Here is a 20,343-nt window from a genome sequence, read left to right as displayed (position 1 = left end):
CAGGCTCATTTCGTCGTGTTGTCCGTATTCGCACTCCAGGCAACGACTGTCATTTCCGCTGAGTGATTTCAACTGAGGCTTCATCTCATGGAAGAGAACGCTTTTCAGCCGCCGCCGAAAGCATATGAAGCCATCCTGGCTGACACACGAAAGATCGGCTTTCAGTCATGGTGCTGGCCGCAGGTGGGGGCCTTGCTTCGCGTCATGGCCGCCACAAAGCCGGGCGGGCGGATGCTGGAGGTCGGCACCGGAACGGGCATCGGGACCTGCTGGTTGCTGGACGGCATGGACGCCGAGGCTCGGCTGACCACGGTCGATGTCAGCCCCAAGGTTCAGGCCATTGCGCAAACGCATCTCGGGATGGACCCGAGGTTGACGATACTGTGCGACGATGGCGCTGCAACGATCGGGCGCCAGACGCCGAATTCCTTCGATCTGATTTTTGCCGATGGTGGGGCCGGCAAGCACACTCATCTCGACGAGGCGCTTGCCTTGCTACGTCCCGGCGGCATCTACATCTGCGACGATACCAAGCCGCATCCGCTGTGGCCGCCCGAGCACGCTGCGAAAATTCCGCCGCTGATGGAGAAGCTCGCCGCGCGACAGGATTTTCGTCGGCTCTACATCGACTGGTCGAGCGGCGCGGTGGTCATGGTGAAGGCGTGCAACTGAGCGCGCAGAATTACGGTGACAGCGTCACCGTAATTTCGGCGCTTGTCCGGACGCGGTGCAGCGCCTTGCGCTGCTCGGGGTCGGAACGCAAAGCGGCTCACCGCCCCGCATCGCCTTCGGTACGACAAAGGCAGGCCTACTCCGGCAGACCCGCAGAAGCGAGCGCCTCCATCAATTCTGCTCTAAGTTTCGCCGATCTAAACCATTGTGGAACAACGGCAGTCGAACGCCGCCACTGCGGTACCAGGCGAAGACACTCTGCCATCAATTTTCGAGCGTCTTCCATTCGTCCTGCCGCCACGTAGCACAGGATACCTTGCGTCATTCCCACAAAAAAGGCTGGCGGAAACGCTCGAAGGGATTTGTCGACCCACTCAGCCGCTTCTCGGTGCCTGCCGCCGTTATGATACGCAACGGCAAGTCCCATCATCGCATTGTAGTTGGCCGGATCGCGTGGACTAAGGCGCATTGCCAGCTCAAAGTCAGCAACCGCCGTGTCGGACGCGCCATGCCAGGCGCGCAAAAGTCCCCTGTAATTGTATGCCAGTGCACAGTTTGGGTTCGACTGAATCGCTTGCTCCACCATTTCAAGCCCGCGATCGAAGTCCAGCAGAATCCAGAAAAGATTGAATCCCAGAATACTCAGGGCGAAGGCATCGTCTGTACCCAATTCCTTTACGCGCTCGGCCAGGCGCAAGAGTTCGGCATTGTCTTTCGCGTAGTCGCCGCGCCATCTGTTGGCCCGCCGCCATGCAAGACATCCCGCGGCGCCCGCATAGGCTGGCACAAAGCTCGGATCGAGAGCGATTGCGTCATTGAAACTCCTCAAGGCCACGTCGTTATTGTCTGAGGTGGTGGGGTATAGGATATGGGGGAGGCCACGGTAATATGCAGTCACCGCGTCGATACTGCCCACCGATTTTCGGCGTGCTCGCTCGATCTCGGCGCGGTCGACTTCCGGTGCAATCGCGCCGACGACCTCCTGGGTGACTTTGTCCTGAAGATCAAAAATATCATCCAGGGTGCCATCAAACCGATCGGCCCAGAGGTGGGCACCTGTCGTGATATCTATGAGCTGCCCATTGATCCTCAGGCGCGTACCGGCCTTTCGTACACTTCCTTCCAGCACGTAGCGCACGCCGAGTTCGTTTCCGACCTGCTTGATATCGACGGCCCTTCCTTTGTAAGTGAACGACGAAGTGCGGGCGATCACGAACAGTGCCCTGAATCGCGAAAGAGCCGTGATAATATCGTCGACCAAGCCGTCGCCGAAATATTCCTGCTGCGGATCGCCTGACAAGTTTTCGAACGGCAGTACTGCGATCGAGGGCCTGTCGGAGGTTTCCTGCCGTTGAGCTGGTCCGCTCGCGTCGGTGGCATCGTCGGCTTTAGGGACCTCCAGCACCGTTCCAACGAAACGAAAGCCCTTGCGTTGCAGCGTTTTAATAAGGCGCTGTTCCTCGCCGCTGTCGCCGATGGCGACACGCGCTGCGTTAAGGCGCGTGGCAAGCGCCGCGTCCGTGATTACGCGCGCTCCCCAGATTGCCGAGATCAGGTCGTCCTTGCTGATCACGCGCTCTCGGTTGCGGATCAGGCAAACAAGAAGATCCAGTGCCTGCGGCGTAATCGAAATCGCAGCGGCTCCCCGAAATAGCTCCCGCTTGTCGACGTCGAGCGCGAAGTCTTCGAACAAATAGCGCAAATTAGGAAACCCTTCCTGTCGGGTCGGATCGGAGCACAACCGAGCTGGCCTCAAGGCCTAAAGTCAGTCGGCAGTAAAGCAAATGTAAGCGGCCAGTAAAGTGCCGCAACTCCGCCTCGTGCATCGTCTCCCGGAGCCGAAATTATCGAGACGGGGGTCCTGGCAATGAAGGCGATCTTTTCGACAAACGAGGTTCGCCAGCCAATGACAGCCCCACGGCTCTTTGGGGCGCTATGTCGGGCGTTGCAACCATGGCGCACGGTCTCGTCGGGTGCGGCGTCATCCTTGCGCCGCCACGACAGGCGCGCAGCGCACTTCGCCGCGCTCAGCGACTTCGAGCTTCACGACATTGGCCTCCGCGACCAGGACATCAAGGCGTGGCCGTCCGCGATCACGCGCAGCCCGGGAGATGCAGATGCTGCAAGATAGGCACGGCGTTATTGACTATGGCGAAGAAGGGGCAGGGCCGACAATCGTGTTCGTACCCGGTTCGTGGGCTTCCATGTCGGCCTGGCGCGGTGTGATCGCGGCGCTGAACGGTCGTTTCCGGACGGTAACGACGAGCCTCCCTGGTTATGGCGGCACTCGGGAATGCCGGACGCGAACCGATACGTCATCGGAGCGGCAGGCAGAGATGGTCGAAGCTGTGATTCGTCGCGCCGGCGGTCCCGTGCATCTCGTCGGACATTCCTATGGAGCGCTGGCTTGTCTGGACGTCGCATTGTGCGGACTCGTCCCGCTTATGAGTCTGACCTTGATTGAGCCGGTGGCGTTCGGCCTTTTGCGCCAGGAGGGTGAGGTCACGCTCCATGAGGAGTTCATCGCGATGCGCGAGGACTATGTCCGGTCATTCGAAAATGGTGACAGGGAAGCGGCACGCCGGGTGGTCGATTATCTCGATGGCCAGGGAAGTTTCGATGCTCTCCCGCCGCGAATGCAGGAGTACATTGTTGAAGCCACGCCGACCCATATTCGGGACATTCGCTCAGGCTCCGATACGCCCCTTTCGGCCTTCGCCAATATTTTGCTTCCGAGCCTCGTTATCCGGGGCGAACGTAGCGCTCAATCCTTGCGGAGAAGCGCAGAGATATTGAGCGCGGCATTAGGGAATGCTTCGTTGCGCACGATTTCCGGGGCCGGTCATTTCATGACGGCTACCCACGCTGCAGAAGTGGCCGAATTTGTCGGCGGTCATGTCGCGCAAGCTGAAAGCCTGGCTTGGACGGGTCTGTGCATCGCCTCTCCCTTCCTGTTCGGCCCCCCTGATTGCACAGACTCATCAGATTGAGTTCGTCGCGGCTCATGGGGGAAGATAGCTAGCCGCGCGACAGGACTTTCCGGTCGAGCGGCGTTGTGGCGATGGTGAAGGCCGGCAACCGAGCGCACTGGGCGGAACGTGCCAGCCGCCGGCGCCATGCACTGCTTTGCTTGCGCTCACAACGAAAAATCGGCTTTACGCCTGCGACAAAGTAACCCGACGAGACTGGGCAAGAATTCGGCTTGATGTACGATTCGGGTATGACGAATCGCCCATTCAAGACCGGCGAGAGCCGGTACCAAGCCAGCCTGCTTCCACCTCGGATGGAAGACTATGTTGGTCCCAACAATCCGGTGCGCGCGATCGAGAGCTATGTTTGCGCGCTGGACCTTGCCAAGCTTGGTTTCCGCCATGCGGATCGCGGCTTGGAGCAGGGACAGCCGCCCTACGATCCAGCTGATCTGTTGAAGCTCTACCTTTACGGATACATCAACCAGGTCAGGTCGTCGCGGCGGCTGGAGCGGGAAGCCTGTCGCAATCTGGAACTGATCTGGCTGCTCAGGAATCTGCGACCTGGCTATCGAACGATCGCCAACTTCCGCAAGGAGAACTGGGCGGCGTTGAAGGCGGTGAACCGCGGCTTCGTGCTGCTGGTTCGCGAGCTTGGCCTTGTCGGCGGGGCGGTAGTTGCGATCGACGGCTCGTTTTTTCATGGCGATGCCAGCAAGGCGAGCATCTTTACGCGCAAGAGGCTTGCCGATCAGATCGCCAGGCTGGACCTGGAGATCGAAGCTTATGGCAGATCAATCGAAGACAACGATGCGGCGGAAGCCAACGCGCCAGGGAAGGATCGCGCCGACGGTCCGGGTGCTGGCGGCGGAGGAGACGGCAGCGATATCGGTGCCAAAGTATCGGCGCTGATGGCAAAGCGCTTGCGCGCCGAAGCCGATCTGGCTCGGTTGGAAGCGAGCGGCGAGACGCAGATGTCGCTGACCGATCCGGACGCCCGGCTTCTAGTCAAGAACGGTCAGGGCGTCGCAGGCTACAATGTGCAGAGCGTCGTCGACGACAAGCACAATCTCATTGTCGCAAGCGAAGTGGTGAACGACAGCAGCGATGTCGGCCAACTCCACGCCATGGCAAAAACTGCCAAGGAAGCTCTCGATGCGGAGGCACTCCAGGTGCTGGCCGATGAGGGGTATTACAGCAGCCTCGAACTGAAGGCATGCGAGGACGACGGCATCACGGCCTATGTGCCTGTGCCGGAGATCAATGGGCGCCTTGAGAAGAAAGGCCGCTTCAGCCTCAAGGACTTTGCTTACGATGCTTCAGCCGATGCTTACCGTTGCCCGGCCGGCGAACTACTGCGTCGGATGGAGGGGCGCTGGGAGAACACAAGTGGCCGGACTGAGATCCGATATGCGAGTAGCACGAAGGCCTGCAAGGCGTGCCCGTTAAGGACACGTTGTCTGAGCCTGAAGGCAACTCGACGGACCATCGGCCGCTGGGAGCACGAGGATGTCCTCGAGCGTCACCGCGCGAGGATGCAAGGCGCAGGCGACCTGATGCGCCGCCGTTCCGCCATCGTCGAACATCCCTTCGGCACGCTCAAATGCCGCGCCGGTTATCGTCACTTCCTCGTTCGCGGCTTCAACAAGGTCCGCGGCGAATGGAGCCTGATGGCGCTCTGCTACAACTTTACCCGCGTGCTCAACATCCTCGGCATCGAGCGTTTCATTGCAGCCGTCGCAGCGGCGCTCCTTTGGCATCTCCACGCTCTCGCAGGCGCCCTAAAACGCTTCCTGTTCGCTCCAAAGACGCTCTGGATCAAATTTGAGCAACAGGTCGTCGCTGCGCAAGGCCGACTGGTTCTCCTCGGCTGACCCACCGTTCTTGCCCAGCCTCGACGGGCAAATCACCAAAGGTCTGTCCAGACCCTCCCACAAAAATATTTCCGTTGCGCCGTCGGGCAAATCAGACGTCTAACTCCGGCCGTCTACCGCGACAAGAGGGGCGAGCGCGATCGTCACGACCGTGCGGTGGGATGCGATGGACGCGAAGGCTGCGACTGACGAGCGCGGCAGATGCGTACGGCGAAGTCGTATGGGCCTGACGCCCCGGTGCTGGCGTCAAGTGAGCGGAGCAATCTGCGAGCGATGGTGGCAAGAAAGCCGGTCACCAGGGCGATCACGTATAAGCCGTAAAGCCATTGCGTGGGGGAGGCCGGGTGTTCTCCGCTGAACCTGTATGCTCGTGTGCACATCTTGTTGCATCTATCGCACGCGAGACCGCGGGTGCAGCGCGCACCCGGTCTTCCCCGCGCCCTCTGATTTTCGGGGGGCAAGGTATCTTTCAAATCCTCGGGCGTATTGGCGCCGCGGGTGGCAAAACTGCGTCCGCTTTGCTTTGACATTGATTTCGGAAATGCGCAGATAGGGCGTGGGGCTGGCCCCAGACTGAAAGCATCATGACCCCTCCCGTGACCGCCATTCCCGTTGAACTGCCGCCGGCGTTTCTCGGCGTGTCGCATTCCGCGACGGGAAAATTGTGGCGCGACCGGCTCGATGCCAGGGGCGGGGCCCGGGCGCTGGCGATTTCGCAGCGCTACCAGCTGCCGGAGATGCTGGCGCGCGTGCTGGCGGGCCGCGATGTCGGGATCGACGAGGTCGAGGATTTTCTCGATCCGACCATCCGCAAGCTGATGCCCGATCCCTACACCGTGACGCAGATGGAGGCCGCCGCCAAACGTATCGCGGACGCGGCGATGCGCGGTGAAAAGGTCGCAATCTTCGGCGACTACGACGTCGACGGCGCGACCTCGGCGGCGCTGCTTGCCTGGCACCTCAGGCATTGCGGGCTCGATCCGTTGATCCACATCCCCGATCGCATTTTCGAGGGCTACGGGCCCAATGTGGAGGCGGTGCGCGGGTTAGCGGCTAAGGGCGCCACGCTGCTCGTGACCGTCGATTGCGGCACCACCAGCATCGAACCGCTGGCGGAAGCGCGCAAGCTCGGCATGTCCGTCGTCGTCATCGATCATCACCAGACCGCCGATGAATTGCCCGAGGTCGATGCGCTGGTGAACCCCAACCGGTCGGACGATCTCTCCGGTCTCGGCTATCTCGCCGCGGTCGGCCTGGTGCTGATCACGCTGGTGGCTGTCAATCGCGAGTTGCGCGCCCGTGGCTTCTGGACATCGGAACGGCCGGAGCCGGATCTGCTGGGCATGCTGCACCACGTGGCGCTGGGCACGGTTGCCGACGTCGCACCCTTGACCGGGCTCAACCGCGCCTTTGTCGCCAAGGGCCTGATCGCGTTGCGCCGTCGCGACCATGTCGGGCACACCGCGCTGATGGACGTGTCGCGGCTGAATGGTCCGCCCGAGGCCTGGCATCTCGGCTTCATGCTCGGACCGCGCATCAATGCCGGCGGCCGCATCGGGCGCGCCGATCTCGGGGTGCGGCTGCTGCTGGAAGGCGATATCTCCGAAGCCGCGCGGATCGCCGCCGAACTCGATCGCCTCAACGGCGAACGCCGCCTGATCGAGCAGGCCGCCGAAGCACAGGCCGAGGCCGAGGCGCTGGCGTCGCTCGGGCTCGAAGACAAGGGCGCTGTCATCGTCACGGCGGCCGAAGGCTGGCATCCCGGCGTGGTCGGGCTGGTGGCCTCGCGGCTGAAGGAAAAATTCGCGCGGCCGGCCTTTGCCATTGCGCTGGAGCCGGGCGGCATCGGCACCGGTTCGGGCCGCTCGATTTCCGGCGTCGATCTCGGCAAAGCCGTTCGGCAGGCGGTGAAGGACAAATTGCTGATGAAGGGCGGCGGCCACGCCATGGCCGCGGGCGTGACGCTGCGTAAGGAGAAGCTCGCGGAGTTTCGCGCCTTCATGGAAAGCACGTTGGCCGCCGATGTTGCCAGTTCCCGTCACGAGAACGAGCTGTTCATCGACGGCGCGGTCAGCGCGCGCGGCGTGACGACGGAGTTCGCGGCAACGCTCAATCGCGCCGGACCGTTCGGAGCTGGTAATCCGGAGCCGGTGATCGCGCTGCCGTCGCATCAATTGGTCTATGCGGATGAAGTCGGCCAGGCGCATCTGCGCCTGCGGTTCAAGTCCGGCGACGGCGCCATCGTCAACGGCATCGCGTTTCGCTCGATCGGGCAGAAATTGGGAAACGCGCTGCTGCAAAATCGTGGCCAGCCGCTGCATGTTGCGGGATCGCTCGCGGTCGATCGCTGGCAGGGATCGGAGCGGGTGCAAATGCGCGTGATCGACGTCGCGGTGCCGGATCCGGGACCGGCGCTGATCAGGTAGTTCAAGTCAGGACAAGACCAACAACAAGCAATGGGAGTGAAAATGGCAGGGCAGGTTCAAGGCAAGGTCGCATTGGTGACGGGCGGGGCGTCCGGTATTGGTGCCGCGGTATCGGAATTGCTGGCGCGCGAAGGCGCTTCCGTCGCGGTGACCGATGTCGACGATCTGAACGGACCTGAAGTGGTCGCACGGATCAAGAAAGCCGGCGGCGAGGCCAGCTTTTGGCATCAGGATGTGACCAGCGAGGCGCAATGGATCGATGTCGTGGCGGAGGTGATGAAGCGCTATGGCCGGCTCGACGTGCTGGTTTCCAATGCCGGCATCGGCATATCGGTGCCGTCGATCACGCAGATGTCGCTGGAAGACTGGCGGCGGCAGACCGCGATCAACCTCGACGGCGTGTTCCTGTCGGTGAAGCATGGCCTGCCGGCGATGCGAAAGACCGGCGGCGGCTCCGTGATCATGATGTCTTCGCTGGCCGGCCTGCGCGGTGCGGCCGGTCTCTCCGGCTATTGCGCGACCAAGGGCGGCGTCCGGTTGTTCGCCAAGGCGATCGCGATGGAATGCGCGACCTTCGGCGACGGCATCCGCGTCAACTCGGTGCATCCCGGGATCATCGACACCCCGATCTGGGGCAAGATACCGACGGAAGCCGCGGGCAGCGGACAGAACGCGCCGATCGATCCGGAGGAACGCGCCAAGATGGCAACCCCGCTCGGCCGCGCCGGCGAGGCCGTCGAGATCGCGCAGGGCGTTTTGTACCTGGCCTCCGATGCATCGCGCTATGTGACGGGGACGGAGCTCGTCATCGACGGCGGCATGAACGCCGGCGGGGTGGTGCGGAGGGTGTGACGTCATTCCGGGATGGTCCGAAGGACCAGACCCGGAATCTCGAGATTCCGGGTTCGATGCTTCGCATCGCCCCGGAATGACGACATGGGGTGACGAGACCTAACTTCCCTGTCGCAACCGCGCCAACACCTTCAGCCCGCCGTAGCCATCGGCGGGCAGCAGGCCCATTCTGGTCTGGTAATCCTTCACGGCCTTCATGGTGTCGTTGCCGACACGGCCGTCATTGCCGCCGGTGTCGAAGCCGGCTTTGGTGAGACGAGTCTGCATCTCCTGGACTTCGGCGAGCGTCAGTGCGCGCTCGGAGCCGGGGAAGGGTTGGATGAAGGGCGGCGCGCCGAGGATGCGGTCGCCGAGATGGCAGATCGCCAGCGCGTAATTCATCGACGGGTTGTAGCTCTTCACCGCATAGAAATTCGGGCCCAGCAGAAACGCCGGACCGCCTTCGACCGGCACCCACATCTGCGCCGAGGCATTGGGCTGCGCAAACAGCTGGCCGTCGGCGCGGGTGACGCCGGCGCTGGTCCAGGCCGCATAGGTGCGGCTGCCGCTCGCGGCAGCGCCGGGCGCGCGCACCTCGTAGCCCCAGTGTTCGCCGCGGTGATATTTGCCGCGGTTGACCAGAAAGCGCGCGCTGGAGCCGAGCGCATCGTCGGGCTTGCCGAACGGCGAGACGCGGCCGTCCTTGTCGTAGTCCATTCCGACATTGAGCCAGACTTCCGGCATCCACTGCGTATGCCCCATCGCGCCGGCCCACGAGCCGCGCATTTCCTCCGGCGTTCCCCAGCCGCGGTCGACGATTTTCAGCGCGTTGATCAGTTCGGTTTCCCAGTAGGCGCGGCGGCGCGGCTCGTTCCAGGCCAATGCGGCCAACGACGGAAACACCGGCGTCATGTGGTTCTGCTGTACCAGCGGATCGCCATAGGCGGACTCGACGCCCCACAGCGCCAGCAGCGTGCCGCGCTCGACGCCGAAATCCTGTTCGATCCGGGCGAACAGCGCCTCGTTTTTCTTCAGCGCCTCGCGGCCGTTGATGATGCGCCAGTCCGAGACCCGGCGATTGATGTACTGCCAGATCTGCTCGTGAAACTCCGGCTGCTTCTGCATCTGCTTGAACACGGACATGTCGGGCTCGATGCGGCCCATCACCCGCGTCCAGGTCGCCTGCGAAATGCCCTTGGCCAGCGCGCGCGCCCGAAAGCCGTCGCGCCACGCATCGAAGCCGGGTGGGGCGGCGGCGAATGCCGCGAGCGGCGTGGCGAGCAGCGTCCCGACGCCGATGCCGGCTTGCAGCACGGTGCGGCGGGAAGGGGAGTTCCGAGAATCAGCTTGTTTCATGTGGCCAGTCTACCGGCGCCACCGGCGCGCACCAAAAGCCAAGACGCCGCGGGAGCTGAAAGTTCCGTCACAAAGCCTTGGCCGTGCTGGCCTTGGCGATCCTGGCGAGCCAGCGCCGCACCGTGGCTTGCGCCCGGGCCGAAAGCCCGTCGTGAGGGGTTAGTTCTCGCCGCCTTCGTGCAGATCGTGATGGACCACGTCCTCCGGCAACGCGTGCGCCACGGCGGCGGGGGCCGGAGGCTCGGTGCCGATCTCGCGGCCGCGCGCGCCGGTCAGCCGCTCATAGGCCGAGATCAGCGTGGTGTAGGGGCTGACCCAGATCCAGCCGTCGCGCGTGAACACCTGCACGTCGAAATGCAGGTGCAGCGATGTGCCGTTGGGGCGGTCGAGGTAGTTCGACACGACGCCGATCTTTTCGCCCTCGGTGACCTGTCGCCCGTTGAGAACGCCGTCCGCGTCCATGCTCGACGGGTTCATGTGCATATAGCGGAAGCGGATGTGCTCCTTGGCGGTGTTTACCTGCAGCGTCGCCGCCTCCTGTTTCGGCGAGCGGATCACGACGCCATCGCGGACCGCGACGACCCCTTGCTGCTTCCGATCGCAACTCGGCGTGCCCTCGGTCGGCGTCGGACAGGACCCCGGACGGATGTCCTCGCCCTGGTGCCCGAAGCCGCTGGCGCACTGTCCGACGTTGAAACTGCGGGCTTCGCAGAAATTGTCCCGCCACAGATAGCCGCTGGAAGGCTGCTCCGATTTGGCGCGCCGGGCGAATGATTGCGAGCCGACGAAGGCCGGCGCTTTTTCCACGGGAAAGCGGATCTGGGAATAGGCTGTCCAGTCGACACGGCCGCCTTGCTTGCGGGAGCCGCTGCTGGCGATGATGTCGCCGCTCGGACGATAGGTGAAGTCAGGTGACACTGCCGCCGGCCGCTCGGCGAGGTCGGACGAAATATCCCAACGCGGCCGCGAGGGCAGGCCGCCGGTGATGCGCAGCGCCTTCAGGAATCGCTCCGCGACCGGATAGGCTTCGCGGCAGGCCAGCCGTCGCGGGCGCGGTGTGGAATCGAGACACTGGATCGACACCACATAGGGCACGCCGAACCGCGTGAACGCATAGCGCACATAGCCTTCGCGGATGAAGCGGCGCAGGTCGGGGAATTGCGCCGCCAGTGCCTTGACGGGTTCGCCTTTGCCGCCCTGGGGGTCGGCCAGATCGTAGGTGAGGATCGAGCCGGTGATCTGCACCTCGACCGGCTTCGCAAAGGTTCGCTGCGGCATGCCGTCGCCCGCGCCCGGCTCGAGCGAAAACTGCGCGTCGTAGCCGGAAGGGCCGGCGTAAAACAGATCGGCGGGTCGGAAGTCGGCCTGATGGCGCGCCACCGACAGGCTGTCCGCGGCGCCGCTGGTGCGCGCCTCGAGATAGCCCGCGGTATCGAACGGCAGCAGCACCGGCACCTGGCTGCGCCCGATTCCGGCGAAAGCCTGTGACGTGATGGCGTTCAATTGCACCAGCGCCGGCATCGAACGCGGATCCCAGGCCGGCACCCGCCGCTGGCCGGAGAACGTGAAGGCAGAGGCGATCGCCGGCTGGGTGTTGATCTCGGAGCGGAGCTGGTCGAGCACCGCGCGCCATTCGACACGCACGGTCGAGATCGAAGGGGTCCTGAACTCGTCGACGGACGCGCCGACCGCCCCGGCCGGGAGCAAACAAAAGGCTGCCAGCCAACCCGTGAGCAAGCGGACAGCCTTTGTGCTCAATGCATCGCCCCCCGGCGCGCCCGTTACAACTGCGAGGACTCAGTCCTTGGCGCGCTCGACGTAGGAGCCGTCCTCGGTCATGACTACGATTCGCGTTCCAGTTCCGATATGCGGCGGCACCGCAGTGCGGACGCCGTTGGAGAGGATAGCAGGCTTGTAGGAGGAGGAGGCGGTCTGGCCCTTGGTGACCGGCTCGGTTTCCACGACTTCCAGCGTGGCGCGCTGCGGCAGCGTGATCGAGACCGGATTGAGGTCGTGCAGCGAAAGCTTCACGGTCATGTTTTCCTGCAGGTACGGCGCGGCCGAGCCGACGATCTCCTTGGAGACCTGGACCTGATCGTAATTCTCGTTGTTCATGAAGTGGAAGCCGTCGGCGTCTTCATACAGATAGTTGAAGTTGTGATCCTCGACGGTCGCCTTCTCGACCTGGTCGGTGGTCTTGTAGCGTTCCGAAATCTTCACGCCGTCGCCGATCCGGCGCATTTCGATCTGGCTGACCGGGGTTCCCTTGCCGGGATGGATGTTTTCGGCGGTCAGCACGACATATAGCTTGCCGTCCTGCTCGATGATGTTGCCCTTGCGGATAGAGCTGGCGATGACTTTCAAAGCGATTTTTCCCGAATTTCTGGCCTCCGCCCAATCCGGACATGGTGTCCGTGGGGCCAAGGAGGCGGTTTCGGGCTGCAACATACTCATTTTGTCCGTCGATGCCAGTGTTTTACCGGCATTTTGGGCAACCTGGATTGCGCCGGAAACGGCCAGATTTGGCGGCGCTTATTTCCGCTTGGGAGCGGGGTAGTTGACCGTTTTGGCGTTGGCGTCGGCCAAATCCGCGGGAATCGAGAACCGGTCGGTTTTGGTGTCGAATACGCATTGCCAGTCCTCGACCCAGGGCCGCGGATGGTCTTCACCCTGCGCGTCGAACGACAGGCTCAGCACCAAGTAGCGGCTGTCCGGCCAATGCCTTCCCTGCGAAGCGTAGTTGTCGTCTGCTCCCTTTACCAGATGGACCTGAGGGTGGTCGATCGAGTCGCGATCCCCAGATTTCCGATGGATCTGGCGGGAAATCGGCTGGCTGTAGAAATAGTCCCAGGCCATGTCGCCGAGCGGCTTCGGCGTCGCCTCTGAGAACTGGGACCCATTGCGCCGGTACAGGAACAGCGTGTGGGTGCCTGAGCCGAGCTTCTGCATACGCACCACCCACTGGCTGTTGGGGCTGAAGCGAAATCCGGCGGGATAGCGTGCATCATCGGTGTTTTCGTCGCGGTTCAGCAGCACGCCGTGCTCATGCTTCGCGTCGAAGGCCCAGAACTCGTACACAAGGTCGTCTTCGCCCTTTTTCTTCGAATATTGTTCGACGCTGACCTGGCCATCGGGGGAGGTGAACGTGCGATCCGGGTCGGTCAGCCGCGTCAGTTCGTTGCCAGGACTGGCGGCGCTGGCCGGCGCCGCGGTGGCGAGGCCCAACAACACGACAAGTGCCGTTCTTCGTAACCAGCTCGCCGCCATGACCGTATCCTGTTGCCAAATCTGGTCATTGGACTAGCGAGGAGTCTTTGAGGTTCATCGCGTCATCGATCGAAGGCGCGGTTGGTGGAATGGACAAGGCTGCGGTCTTTCGACAGATAAAGGCGAGCCCGCTGCGGGGATCATCCCTCGATTGTGTAAATTCATGAAAAGCGACGTAATATCAATGTTATATTCCAATTTCCTGAACATGTGGGTGGGCGACCTGAAGCGGTCTGTTAGGGACGCGTGCTGATGGCCGGGACCGACCAGCCCTCGCCGTGGTGGTCGGCGTCGCGGCACGCCGACCGAAAGCCGTTCCTGATGGCGAGGGCTGCGATCACCAGGGCGTTGCGCGGCTGGTTTGACGAGCAGGGTTTTGCCGAGGTCGAGACCGCCATCCTGCAGGTCTCGCCCGGCAACGAGACCCATCTGCATGCCCCCCGCACCGAGTTGATCCGCAGTGACGGTTCGCGCGCCCAGCGCTACTTGCGGACGTCGCCGGAATTCGCCGCGAAGAAACTGCTCGCCGCCGGCGAGACGAAAATATTCGAGTTCGCCCGCGTGTTCCGCGATCGCGAGCGCGGCGATCTGCATCTGCCTGAGTTCACCATGCTCGAATGGTACCGCGCCGATGCGAGCTACGACGCCATCATGGCCGACACCATCGTCGTGATCGCACATGCGGCGCAGGCGACCGGTATCGGACGGTTCGCGTTTCGCGGCAAAACCGCCGATCCGTTCGCTGAACCGGAACTGCTGACGGTCGCGGCCGCGTTCGAGCAATTTGCCGGGATCGACCTGCTGGCCACGATAGCGGACGGCGAGGGTGATCGGGCCGCTCTCGCGGAGGCAGCGGGCCAAAGGGTGCGAATTGCCGACGACGACACCTGGTCGGACATCTTCAGCAAGGTGCTGGTCGAGCATGTCGAGCCCCGTCTCGGGCAGGGACGTTTAACGGTCCTGTTCGAATATCCGGCGCCGGAAGCCGCCCTGGCGCGGGCGAAGGCGTCCGATCCGCGCGTTGCCGAACGCTTCGAGGTCTATGCCTGCGGCGTCGAACTTGCCAACGGGTTCGGCGAATTGACCGATGCGGCCGAGCAGCGCCGCCGCTTTGCGTCGGCCATGGACGAGAAGGCGCGGCGTTACGGTGAGCGTTATCCGCTCGACGAGGAGTTCCTCGACGCGGTCGCCGCGATGCCGGAGGCCAGCGGCGTCGCCCTCGGTTTCGACCGCCTGGTCATGCTGGCCGGCGGGGCGCTGCGGGTCGATCAGGTGGTATGGACGCCGCCCGCTGGAGAGACGTAAACAGAACCATGAACAGGATCGATCCGAAGCTGGCAGCGACGTTGCGGCAACCCGCCGAGCTGATCGAACGCGGGCTCGCGCCGGCGGGCGATCTGGCCGACCTCGAACGGGTCGCGGCGCGCTACGCGATTGCGGTCACGCCTGACATCGCCGATCTGATCGATACCGAAAATCCGGATGATCCGATCGCGCGGCAATTCATTCCGAGCCCACAGGAACTGGTGAGCGCGCCCGGCGAAAATGCCGACCCGATCGGCGACGACGCCCATTCGCCCGTTGCCGGCATCGTGCACCGCTATCCCGACCGGGTGTTGTTCAAGCTGGTGCACGTCTGCGCGGTCTATTGCCGGTTCTGCTTTCGCCGCGAGATGGTCGGGCCGGGCAAGGCGACTGCGCTGTCGGAGGCTGCCTATCGGGACGCGCTCGCTTATATCCGCGGCCACGCGGAAATCTGGGAGGTGATCCTGACCGGCGGCGATCCCTTGATGCTGTCGCCGCGGCGGCTTGCCGAGATCATGACGGACCTGGCGGCAATCGACCACGTCAAGATCATCCGCATCCACACCCGCGTACCCGTGGCAGCACCTGCGCGGATCGACCGCGACATGGTCGCCGCGCTGCGGGTCGAAGGTGCTGCGACCTGGATCGCCGTTCACGCCAACCATCCGCGGGAGCTTGCCGCCGAGGCCCGCGCCGCCTGCGCGCGCCTGACGGACGCCGGCATTCCGCTGGTGAGCCAGTCGGTGCTGCTGCGCGGCGTCAATGACGATGCCGCTGTCCTGGAGGCCTTGATGCGGACCTTCGTCGAGTGCCGGATCAAGCCCTATTACCTGCACCATGGCGATCTCGCGCCCGGCACGGCCCATCTGCGGACCACGATCGCCCACGGGCAGGAACTGATGCGGAGCTTGCGGGGGCGCGTCTCCGGCCTGTGCCAGCCGGATTACGTGCTCGATATCCCCGGCGGCCATGGCAAGGCGCCGATCGGCCCGAATTATTTGTCGCATGCGAATTCCGCAGGTGGTGAACTATCTTCGGAAAAGAAGTATCGTATCGTCGACTATTGCGGCGACGTTCATCTTTATCCTCCCGCGCTGTGACCTGAAGCGATGGCCGAGAGCGAAGAGGGAAAACGGGCGCCGCCGGAAGACGAGGGCAATCGCAACGTCGAGAACGCTGTGATGCTCGGATTTTTCGCGGTGCTGATGGTCGCCGGAATCTGGCTGCTCGGCACCATGGCCGATCTACGAAAGGTACAGGATTGTGCCGCCCAGGGGCGTCGCAATTGCGCAACGATCGACGCTCCTGCGCGATAGAAAAAACGAAGACGACAGAAACGAAGACGACAGAAACCAAAACGGGAGAACCAAGATGCAAAAAACGATCCTGTCGCTGGCGCTCATGGTTCTGACCGGATCGGCCGCGTTCGCGCAAGGCGGGGCCTCGTCGGTTCCGAAGAACGCGGACAAGTCGACGATCCAGGCCCCGGTCGGTCACCGCCAGCCGCGCGCGGGCGACGTCCCGAACGAGAAGAACCTCAACGATCCGAACGACCCGCTGAGCAAGGAAAACGCCGCCCTCGACAAGAAGATCAAGAGTATCTGCCGCGGCTGCTAGCGCCTTTTCCGTTCCGATGGAATCGGAACGGGGCTCTAGATTTTTGATTTGACGCGTTTTCTAGACGCGAACCGGTTTCCACTTCGCTGGAAAACGCTTTGGTGCGGAGCAGGGCACGGCGAACCACGCCGCGCCCCGCTTCCCGATGTTCGGCCTGCCGGATCAGGCCGAACGCTCCCTGACTTTGACTTTGCGCGACGACGCATTCCGTCGCGCCTCGACCGCTTCCGCCAGCAGGTTCAGCGCCGACACCGTCGTCTCCCAGTCGATACAGCCGTCGGTGATGCTCTGACCATAGGTCAGTGTCTTGCCGGGCACGACATCCTGGCGGCCGGCCACCAGGTTGCTCTCGATCATGGCGCCGATGATGCGCTGCTCGCCGCCGCTGATCTGCCTGGCGATATCGGCCACGACCAGCGGCTGGTTCTCGGGCTTCTTGCCGCTGTTGGCATGGCTGGTGTCGATCATGATCCGCGGCGCGACGCCGGCGCGCGCGAGTTCGACGCCCGCGGCATCGACGCTGGCGCGGTCGTAGTTCGGGGTGTGGCCGCCACGCAGGATGAGGTGGCAGTCCTCATTGCCGGTGGTTGCCGCAATCGCCGAGCGTCCGCCCTTGGTCACCGCCATGAAATGGTGCGGATGCGACGCCGACTTCACCGCTTCGGCGGCGATCCGCACATTGCCGTCGGTCCCGTTCTTGAAGCCGACCGGGCACGACAGTCCCGAAGCGAGCTCGCGATGGATCTGGCTCTCGGTCGTTCGCGCGCCGATCGCCGCCCACGCCACCAGATCGGCGATGTATTGCGGCGTCGTCATGTCGAGGAATTCCGCACCGGCCGGCAGGCCGAGATTGTTCACCGCCGACAAGACGTTGCGGGCGAGACTGAGGCCCCGGTTGATGTTGAAGCTGCCGTCGAGGTCCGGATCGTTGATCAACCCCTTCCATCCAACCGTCGTGCGCGGCTTCTCGAAATAGACGCGCATCACGATCTCGAGGTGGCCGGCGAGCTTTTCGCGCATGGCGGCGAGGCGCTCGGCGTAGTCCACGGCTGCCGCGGGGTCATGGATGGAGCAGGGGCCGACGACGACCAGCAGGCGGTCGTCGGTCCCGTTCAGGATGGCGTGGATGGCATTGCGGGCCGCCATCACAATTCGCGTTGCGGTCAGGGTACGCGGAATCTCGCGCATCACCTCCTGCGGCGTGCTCAGTTCTTTCAGTTCGCTAATTCGAAGATCGTCTGTCGTGCTCAACACGGCTGTGGCTCCTGTTTCTTGGAGACCTGCCGGCAATAAAAAAGCCGCCAGGTCTGGCGGCTGTTCGGACTTCCTGCTGCAATTTGTCAGATTGAGCGCGATCCTCCCACCGCCAGCGAGCTGTCGTAGCTAAAGTACCAATAGCTGTTGGCGGCGAGGTTGATCATGCGGCCTATATAGGGCACGCATCGCGCCTTGTCATCCCTTAATCGTCGGCAGGGCTGTCCGTTGATTACGCTCAGGATTTGCGCGCGGCGAGCGCCATGCCGATCAGGGATGCGCCGCCGAACACCAGATTGATCCCGACCAGCAGGCCGATGGCCCATTCCGCCGAGCCGGGAAGGCCGGTGATGATCAGGAACGAGATCAGGATGTCCACCAGTCCGGCAACCAGCAGCCAGGACCAGCGCTCCGACAATTCGCGGCGGTGTTCCAGCGCGTACATGATGGTGGTGACGCCTTCAGCCAGGAAATAGGCGCCGACGACGATGGTAAGCGTGAGGACTCCCTGCGCTGGCCGCGCTAGCAGGACGAGGCCGGCGAGAACGGCAAGCGCTGCCGAAATCAGCGACCACCAGAAGCCCGGCATCTGCCGCGCCCAGAACGTGACGATCAATCCGGCGATGCCGCTGATCAGGAACATCCAGCCGAGGAAGATGGTGACGGCGAGGCTCGCCAGCGGCGGTACGATCATCGCCGCGAAGCCAAGGACCGCCAGCACGATGCCTTCGAACAGGAAGGCTTTCCAATGCGATTTCACGGTGGCGCTGACCTGTGACTGAAGTTTTTCGATGTCCTTGCCGAAATCCTGGGGAACGGTCATGGAGCTCTCCCGATGTGTGCCGCGCGGACTGACGTCCACTATAGCTCGCACGGCGCTGACGGGTCAAAATCGTTGTTCGATCTTTTGAGCCGAATCAACGTCCGCCACAAGACTTCAGCCGGCTCCGGGCGCCGACGAAAAGCCCTCGGACGACGTGCGGATCCGGTTGCGGCCGAAAATATAGATCGCCGTGGTGGCGGCCAGCAACGCCAGTCCGATCAGGATGGAGGTAAGGCCGAGCGGGATCAGCACCAACGAGACGTTGCGCTCCGGATTGACGAACCAGTGGTGGATCGAGGTCAGGAGAAAGGCCACGCCGGCAAAGCCCGCGCCACCGCCCGCGACCAGCAGCGCCCACATTCGCCGCAACTGGCTCAACCGTTCACGCGCGATGTCGGTGCGCGGCGCGTGGTGCCGGCCGACGCGGCGCACCAGCCGCACCGCAAATCCGATTGCGCTGAAACCGATCACGACGCTTGCGGTTCCCAGCAGCAGCCGGGTCGTGGAATCGAGGTCCGGATTCCGCTGCAGCGTCAGCAGTGGAAAATCGAACGCCGCGTGCAGCGCGACCGGCGCGAACAGGACCAGGCTCCAACTCGAGATGCGGGCCCAGTCGCGATGATGCCGATGTGCGCCGAGCGCGGTACCGGCGCGCGCGATCGCGATATAGGCGCCGGCGATGATGCCGAGCGCACCGTGGAACGGCACGGTCAGCACGCTGCGCAGGGCGGCCAGCGATCGCCACATGTCGGTATGCTGCACCAGATAAGCGAGGTTTTCGTAAGCGGCGAAGCCGAGGCCCGCAGCGGCGCCATAGACCACGGTGTCCATCGGATCGGCGAAGGTGCGCCGCCGCGCCAGCGCCGACACCACAACGATCACGAGCACTTTCACTATTTCTTCCGGCGCGGCGACCCCGAACACCGAGCGCAGCGCCTGCGTCATCCAAGGATTTCCGGGGACGGCGAGAATCGCCGCAAACGGCGCCCGTGCGATTCCCAGCAGCGAAATGCTGGCGGCCCCGAGCACAAAAGCCAGCCATACCCGTGCGGGCGGACCGGGGCGCTCGTCCGCGGCAATGACGAGCCATAGCACCAGCAATGCCGGCGCGATGGCGGCGGCGCCGATCGAGGTGGGGAGGGCCTGAAGCAGCAGCATGTTAGGGGGCTTTGCCTTGCATGATACAAAAATGGTCGCAAATTCAGCGGTTTGCAAGAAAATCTGGCGCGACGCCTTGTCGCCGGGAGGTCTCGCAATTGCCGACGCCGGATGGCGGTGAAGCGCCTCCTGCACCTGCAAATATTGGGGGCCGAAGGCCAGCTTCGCGAACAGCGCGGCTGAATGTTCTGTGCGACTGTGTCCGCCACGCAACAGCATCTTCGATGCCCGCGTCCCCCCCGATTGGCACGCAATATACGTCGACCCGCACCCGCGATCTCTACACCGTCACCGGCCGCATCGGTCACTCTTCGCTCCGCGGGTTCTTGCTTACGTCAAGGGGCGGCGCCGCCTCGACCGATACCTGCAACAACCAGGCTGACTTCGAATGCAGCGATGTCGCCTGCACCCAAGGTCCGCACACGCCACTCAGCAGCCGCGGCAGATGCTTCGCATCTTGGCGCTGAGAACAGCGTCTTCGTCGCCGGGCTGATCGATCCTTTTGGAGCTGTCGGCGGCGGCAGCGGCAGATCGCGCGACGCCCGGGGGCCTGGCCGTCGCGGAGCGTGCAACCTTGCGGGGCGTCTCATTGTTGTAACAGGCGAGCTGCGCAGCGGCATCGGCGATCGCGCTGCAGTCGCCGATCTCGGCAGAAGCGGCTTGGGTCAGCGCGCAGATCGCCCCGAGTACAACAGCCAGTCGCATGTCAACTCCATGTCCGATCCAGAGGTTGCCCCGTTATCGGCGCAGATCGCGCTCGCCGCGTTGCAGGCATATCAGAGACGCGTTCG

Annotated in this window: 18 protein-coding genes; 9 read left to right on the top strand and 9 right to left on the bottom strand. The window is 63.5% G+C overall.

Going from position 1 to position 20,343, the window contains the following annotated elements; all coding sequences use genetic code 11:
* Positions 1 to 87: 87 nt before the first annotated feature.
* Complete coding sequence (locus FFI89_RS19075; RefSeq protein ID WP_138829239.1) at positions 88 to 672, top strand: O-methyltransferase; 585 nt, start codon at positions 88 to 90, stop codon at positions 670 to 672.
* Positions 673 to 808: 136 nt separating this feature from the next.
* Here FFI89_RS19075 and FFI89_RS19070 read toward each other — a convergent pair whose 3' ends face one another.
* On the bottom strand, positions 809 to 2,374 hold the full coding sequence (locus tag FFI89_RS19070; RefSeq protein WP_168212952.1) for a winged helix-turn-helix domain-containing protein: 1,566 nt from the start codon (positions 2,372 to 2,374) through the stop codon (positions 809 to 811).
* 415 nt (positions 2,375 to 2,789) lie between these two features.
* On the opposite strand from FFI89_RS19070, the gene FFI89_RS19065 reads away from it, so the two are divergent.
* From FFI89_RS19065 to FFI89_RS19050, 4 genes are all read left to right on the top strand, one after another.
* Entirely contained in the window at positions 2,790 to 3,662 is an 873-nt protein-coding gene (locus FFI89_RS19065) for an alpha/beta fold hydrolase (protein ID WP_168212951.1), read from the top strand.
* 215 nt (positions 3,663 to 3,877) lie between these two features.
* Complete coding sequence (locus FFI89_RS19060; protein WP_138829236.1) at positions 3,878 to 5,515, top strand: IS1182 family transposase; 1,638 nt, start codon at positions 3,878 to 3,880, stop codon at positions 5,513 to 5,515.
* Positions 5,516 to 6,099: 584 nt separating this feature from the next.
* Positions 6,100 to 7,941 carry a single-stranded-DNA-specific exonuclease RecJ gene (recJ, locus tag FFI89_RS19055; RefSeq protein WP_138829235.1) on the top strand — a complete coding sequence of 614 codons (1,842 nt, stop codon included), beginning with the start codon at positions 6,100 to 6,102 and terminating at the stop codon, positions 7,939 to 7,941.
* A 42-nt stretch (positions 7,942 to 7,983) separates the two neighbouring features.
* Entirely contained in the window at positions 7,984 to 8,793 is an 810-nt protein-coding gene (locus tag FFI89_RS19050) for a glucose 1-dehydrogenase (RefSeq protein ID WP_168212950.1), read from the top strand.
* A 99-nt stretch (positions 8,794 to 8,892) separates the two neighbouring features.
* On the opposite strand, the gene FFI89_RS19045 is transcribed toward FFI89_RS19050, so the two are convergent.
* From FFI89_RS19045 to FFI89_RS19030, 4 genes are all read right to left on the bottom strand, one after another.
* A complete protein-coding gene (locus tag FFI89_RS19045; protein WP_138829233.1) occupies positions 8,893 to 10,128 on the bottom strand; it encodes a lytic murein transglycosylase in 1,236 nt (411 codons plus the stop codon).
* Positions 10,129 to 10,287: 159 nt separating this feature from the next.
* Positions 10,288 to 11,886 carry a M23 family metallopeptidase gene (locus tag FFI89_RS19040; protein WP_138829232.1) on the bottom strand — a complete coding sequence of 533 codons (1,599 nt, stop codon included), beginning with the start codon at positions 11,884 to 11,886 and terminating at the stop codon, positions 10,288 to 10,290.
* 39 nt (positions 11,887 to 11,925) lie between these two features.
* Entirely contained in the window at positions 11,926 to 12,492 is a 567-nt protein-coding gene (efp, locus tag FFI89_RS19035; protein ID WP_138829231.1) for an elongation factor P, read from the bottom strand.
* 168 nt (positions 12,493 to 12,660) lie between these two features.
* Complete coding sequence (locus FFI89_RS19030) at positions 12,661 to 13,395, bottom strand: hypothetical protein (RefSeq protein ID WP_138829230.1); 735 nt, start codon at positions 13,393 to 13,395, stop codon at positions 12,661 to 12,663.
* Between the two features lie 252 nt (positions 13,396 to 13,647).
* Between FFI89_RS19030 and epmA the strand changes: the two genes are divergently transcribed.
* The 4 genes from epmA to FFI89_RS19010 are packed head-to-tail and all read left to right on the top strand — an operon-like array spanning position 13,648 to position 16,317.
* Positions 13,648 to 14,700, top strand: coding sequence for an EF-P lysine aminoacylase EpmA (epmA, locus tag FFI89_RS19025; RefSeq protein ID WP_138829229.1), 1,053 nt, complete (start codon positions 13,648 to 13,650; stop codon positions 14,698 to 14,700).
* A gap of 8 nt (positions 14,701 to 14,708) precedes the next feature.
* Entirely contained in the window at positions 14,709 to 15,800 is a 1,092-nt protein-coding gene (locus FFI89_RS19020; protein ID WP_138829228.1) for a lysine-2,3-aminomutase-like protein, read from the top strand.
* Between the two features lie 9 nt (positions 15,801 to 15,809).
* Positions 15,810 to 16,016, top strand: a complete 207-nt coding sequence (locus tag FFI89_RS19015; RefSeq protein ID WP_138829227.1) for a hypothetical protein — start codon at positions 15,810 to 15,812, stop codon at positions 16,014 to 16,016.
* A gap of 55 nt (positions 16,017 to 16,071) precedes the next feature.
* A complete protein-coding gene (locus FFI89_RS19010) occupies positions 16,072 to 16,317 on the top strand; it encodes a hypothetical protein (protein WP_138829226.1) in 246 nt (81 codons plus the stop codon).
* Between the two features lie 162 nt (positions 16,318 to 16,479).
* On the opposite strand, the gene FFI89_RS19005 is transcribed toward FFI89_RS19010, so the two are convergent.
* From FFI89_RS19005 to FFI89_RS18990, 4 genes are all read right to left on the bottom strand, one after another.
* Complete coding sequence (locus tag FFI89_RS19005; RefSeq protein WP_138829225.1) at positions 16,480 to 17,571, bottom strand: 3-deoxy-7-phosphoheptulonate synthase; 1,092 nt, start codon at positions 17,569 to 17,571, stop codon at positions 16,480 to 16,482.
* A 238-nt stretch (positions 17,572 to 17,809) separates the two neighbouring features.
* Positions 17,810 to 18,394 (bottom strand): HdeD family acid-resistance protein, encoded by a 585-nt coding sequence (locus FFI89_RS19000; protein ID WP_138829224.1) that lies wholly within the window; start codon positions 18,392 to 18,394, stop codon positions 17,810 to 17,812.
* 114 nt (positions 18,395 to 18,508) lie between these two features.
* A complete protein-coding gene (locus tag FFI89_RS18995) occupies positions 18,509 to 19,552 on the bottom strand; it encodes a PrsW family glutamic-type intramembrane protease (protein WP_138829223.1) in 1,044 nt (347 codons plus the stop codon).
* A 429-nt stretch (positions 19,553 to 19,981) separates the two neighbouring features.
* The gene (locus tag FFI89_RS18990; RefSeq protein ID WP_138829222.1) at positions 19,982 to 20,257 is read right to left on the bottom strand and encodes a hypothetical protein; all 276 of its coding nucleotides are present in this window, start codon (positions 20,255 to 20,257) and stop codon (positions 19,982 to 19,984) included.
* Positions 20,258 to 20,343 lie beyond the last annotated feature (86 nt).

It is taken from the genome of Bradyrhizobium sp. KBS0727, from assembly GCF_005937885.2.
Lineage (GTDB): Bacteria > Pseudomonadota > Alphaproteobacteria > Rhizobiales > Xanthobacteraceae > Bradyrhizobium.
Note: the sequence above shows the minus strand (reverse complement) of the source record. Positions and strands in the feature narration are given on the sequence as shown.

Bases quoted from the DNA above. Each gene is read 5' to 3' on its own strand.
- FFI89_RS19075 (WP_138829239.1), top strand. From the start codon at position 88: ATGGAAGAGAACGCTTTTCAGCCGCCGCCGAAAGCATATGAAGCCATC.
- FFI89_RS19065 (WP_168212951.1), top strand. From the start codon at position 2,790: ATGCTGCAAGATAGGCACGGCGTTATTGACTATGGCGAAGAAGGGGCA.
- FFI89_RS19060 (WP_138829236.1), top strand. From the start codon at position 3,878: ATGTACGATTCGGGTATGACGAATCGCCCATTCAAGACCGGCGAGAGC.
- recJ (WP_138829235.1), top strand. From the start codon at position 6,100: ATGACCCCTCCCGTGACCGCCATTCCCGTTGAACTGCCGCCGGCGTTT.
- FFI89_RS19050 (WP_168212950.1), top strand. From the start codon at position 7,984: ATGGCAGGGCAGGTTCAAGGCAAGGTCGCATTGGTGACGGGCGGGGCG.
- FFI89_RS19045 (WP_138829233.1), bottom strand. From the start codon at position 10,128: ATGAAACAAGCTGATTCTCGGAACTCCCCTTCCCGCCGCACCGTGCTG.
- FFI89_RS19030 (WP_138829230.1), bottom strand. From the start codon at position 13,395: ATGGCGGCGAGCTGGTTACGAAGAACGGCACTTGTCGTGTTGTTGGGC.
- epmA (WP_138829229.1), top strand. From the start codon at position 13,648: ATGGCCGGGACCGACCAGCCCTCGCCGTGGTGGTCGGCGTCGCGGCAC.
- FFI89_RS19020 (WP_138829228.1), top strand. From the start codon at position 14,709: ATGAACAGGATCGATCCGAAGCTGGCAGCGACGTTGCGGCAACCCGCC.
- FFI89_RS19015 (WP_138829227.1), top strand. From the start codon at position 15,810: ATGGCCGAGAGCGAAGAGGGAAAACGGGCGCCGCCGGAAGACGAGGGC.
- FFI89_RS19010 (WP_138829226.1), top strand. From the start codon at position 16,072: ATGCAAAAAACGATCCTGTCGCTGGCGCTCATGGTTCTGACCGGATCG.
- FFI89_RS19000 (WP_138829224.1), bottom strand. From the start codon at position 18,394: ATGACCGTTCCCCAGGATTTCGGCAAGGACATCGAAAAACTTCAGTCA.
- FFI89_RS18995 (WP_138829223.1), bottom strand. From the start codon at position 19,552: ATGCTGCTGCTTCAGGCCCTCCCCACCTCGATCGGCGCCGCCGCCATC.
- FFI89_RS18990 (WP_138829222.1), bottom strand. From the start codon at position 20,257: ATGCGACTGGCTGTTGTACTCGGGGCGATCTGCGCGCTGACCCAAGCC.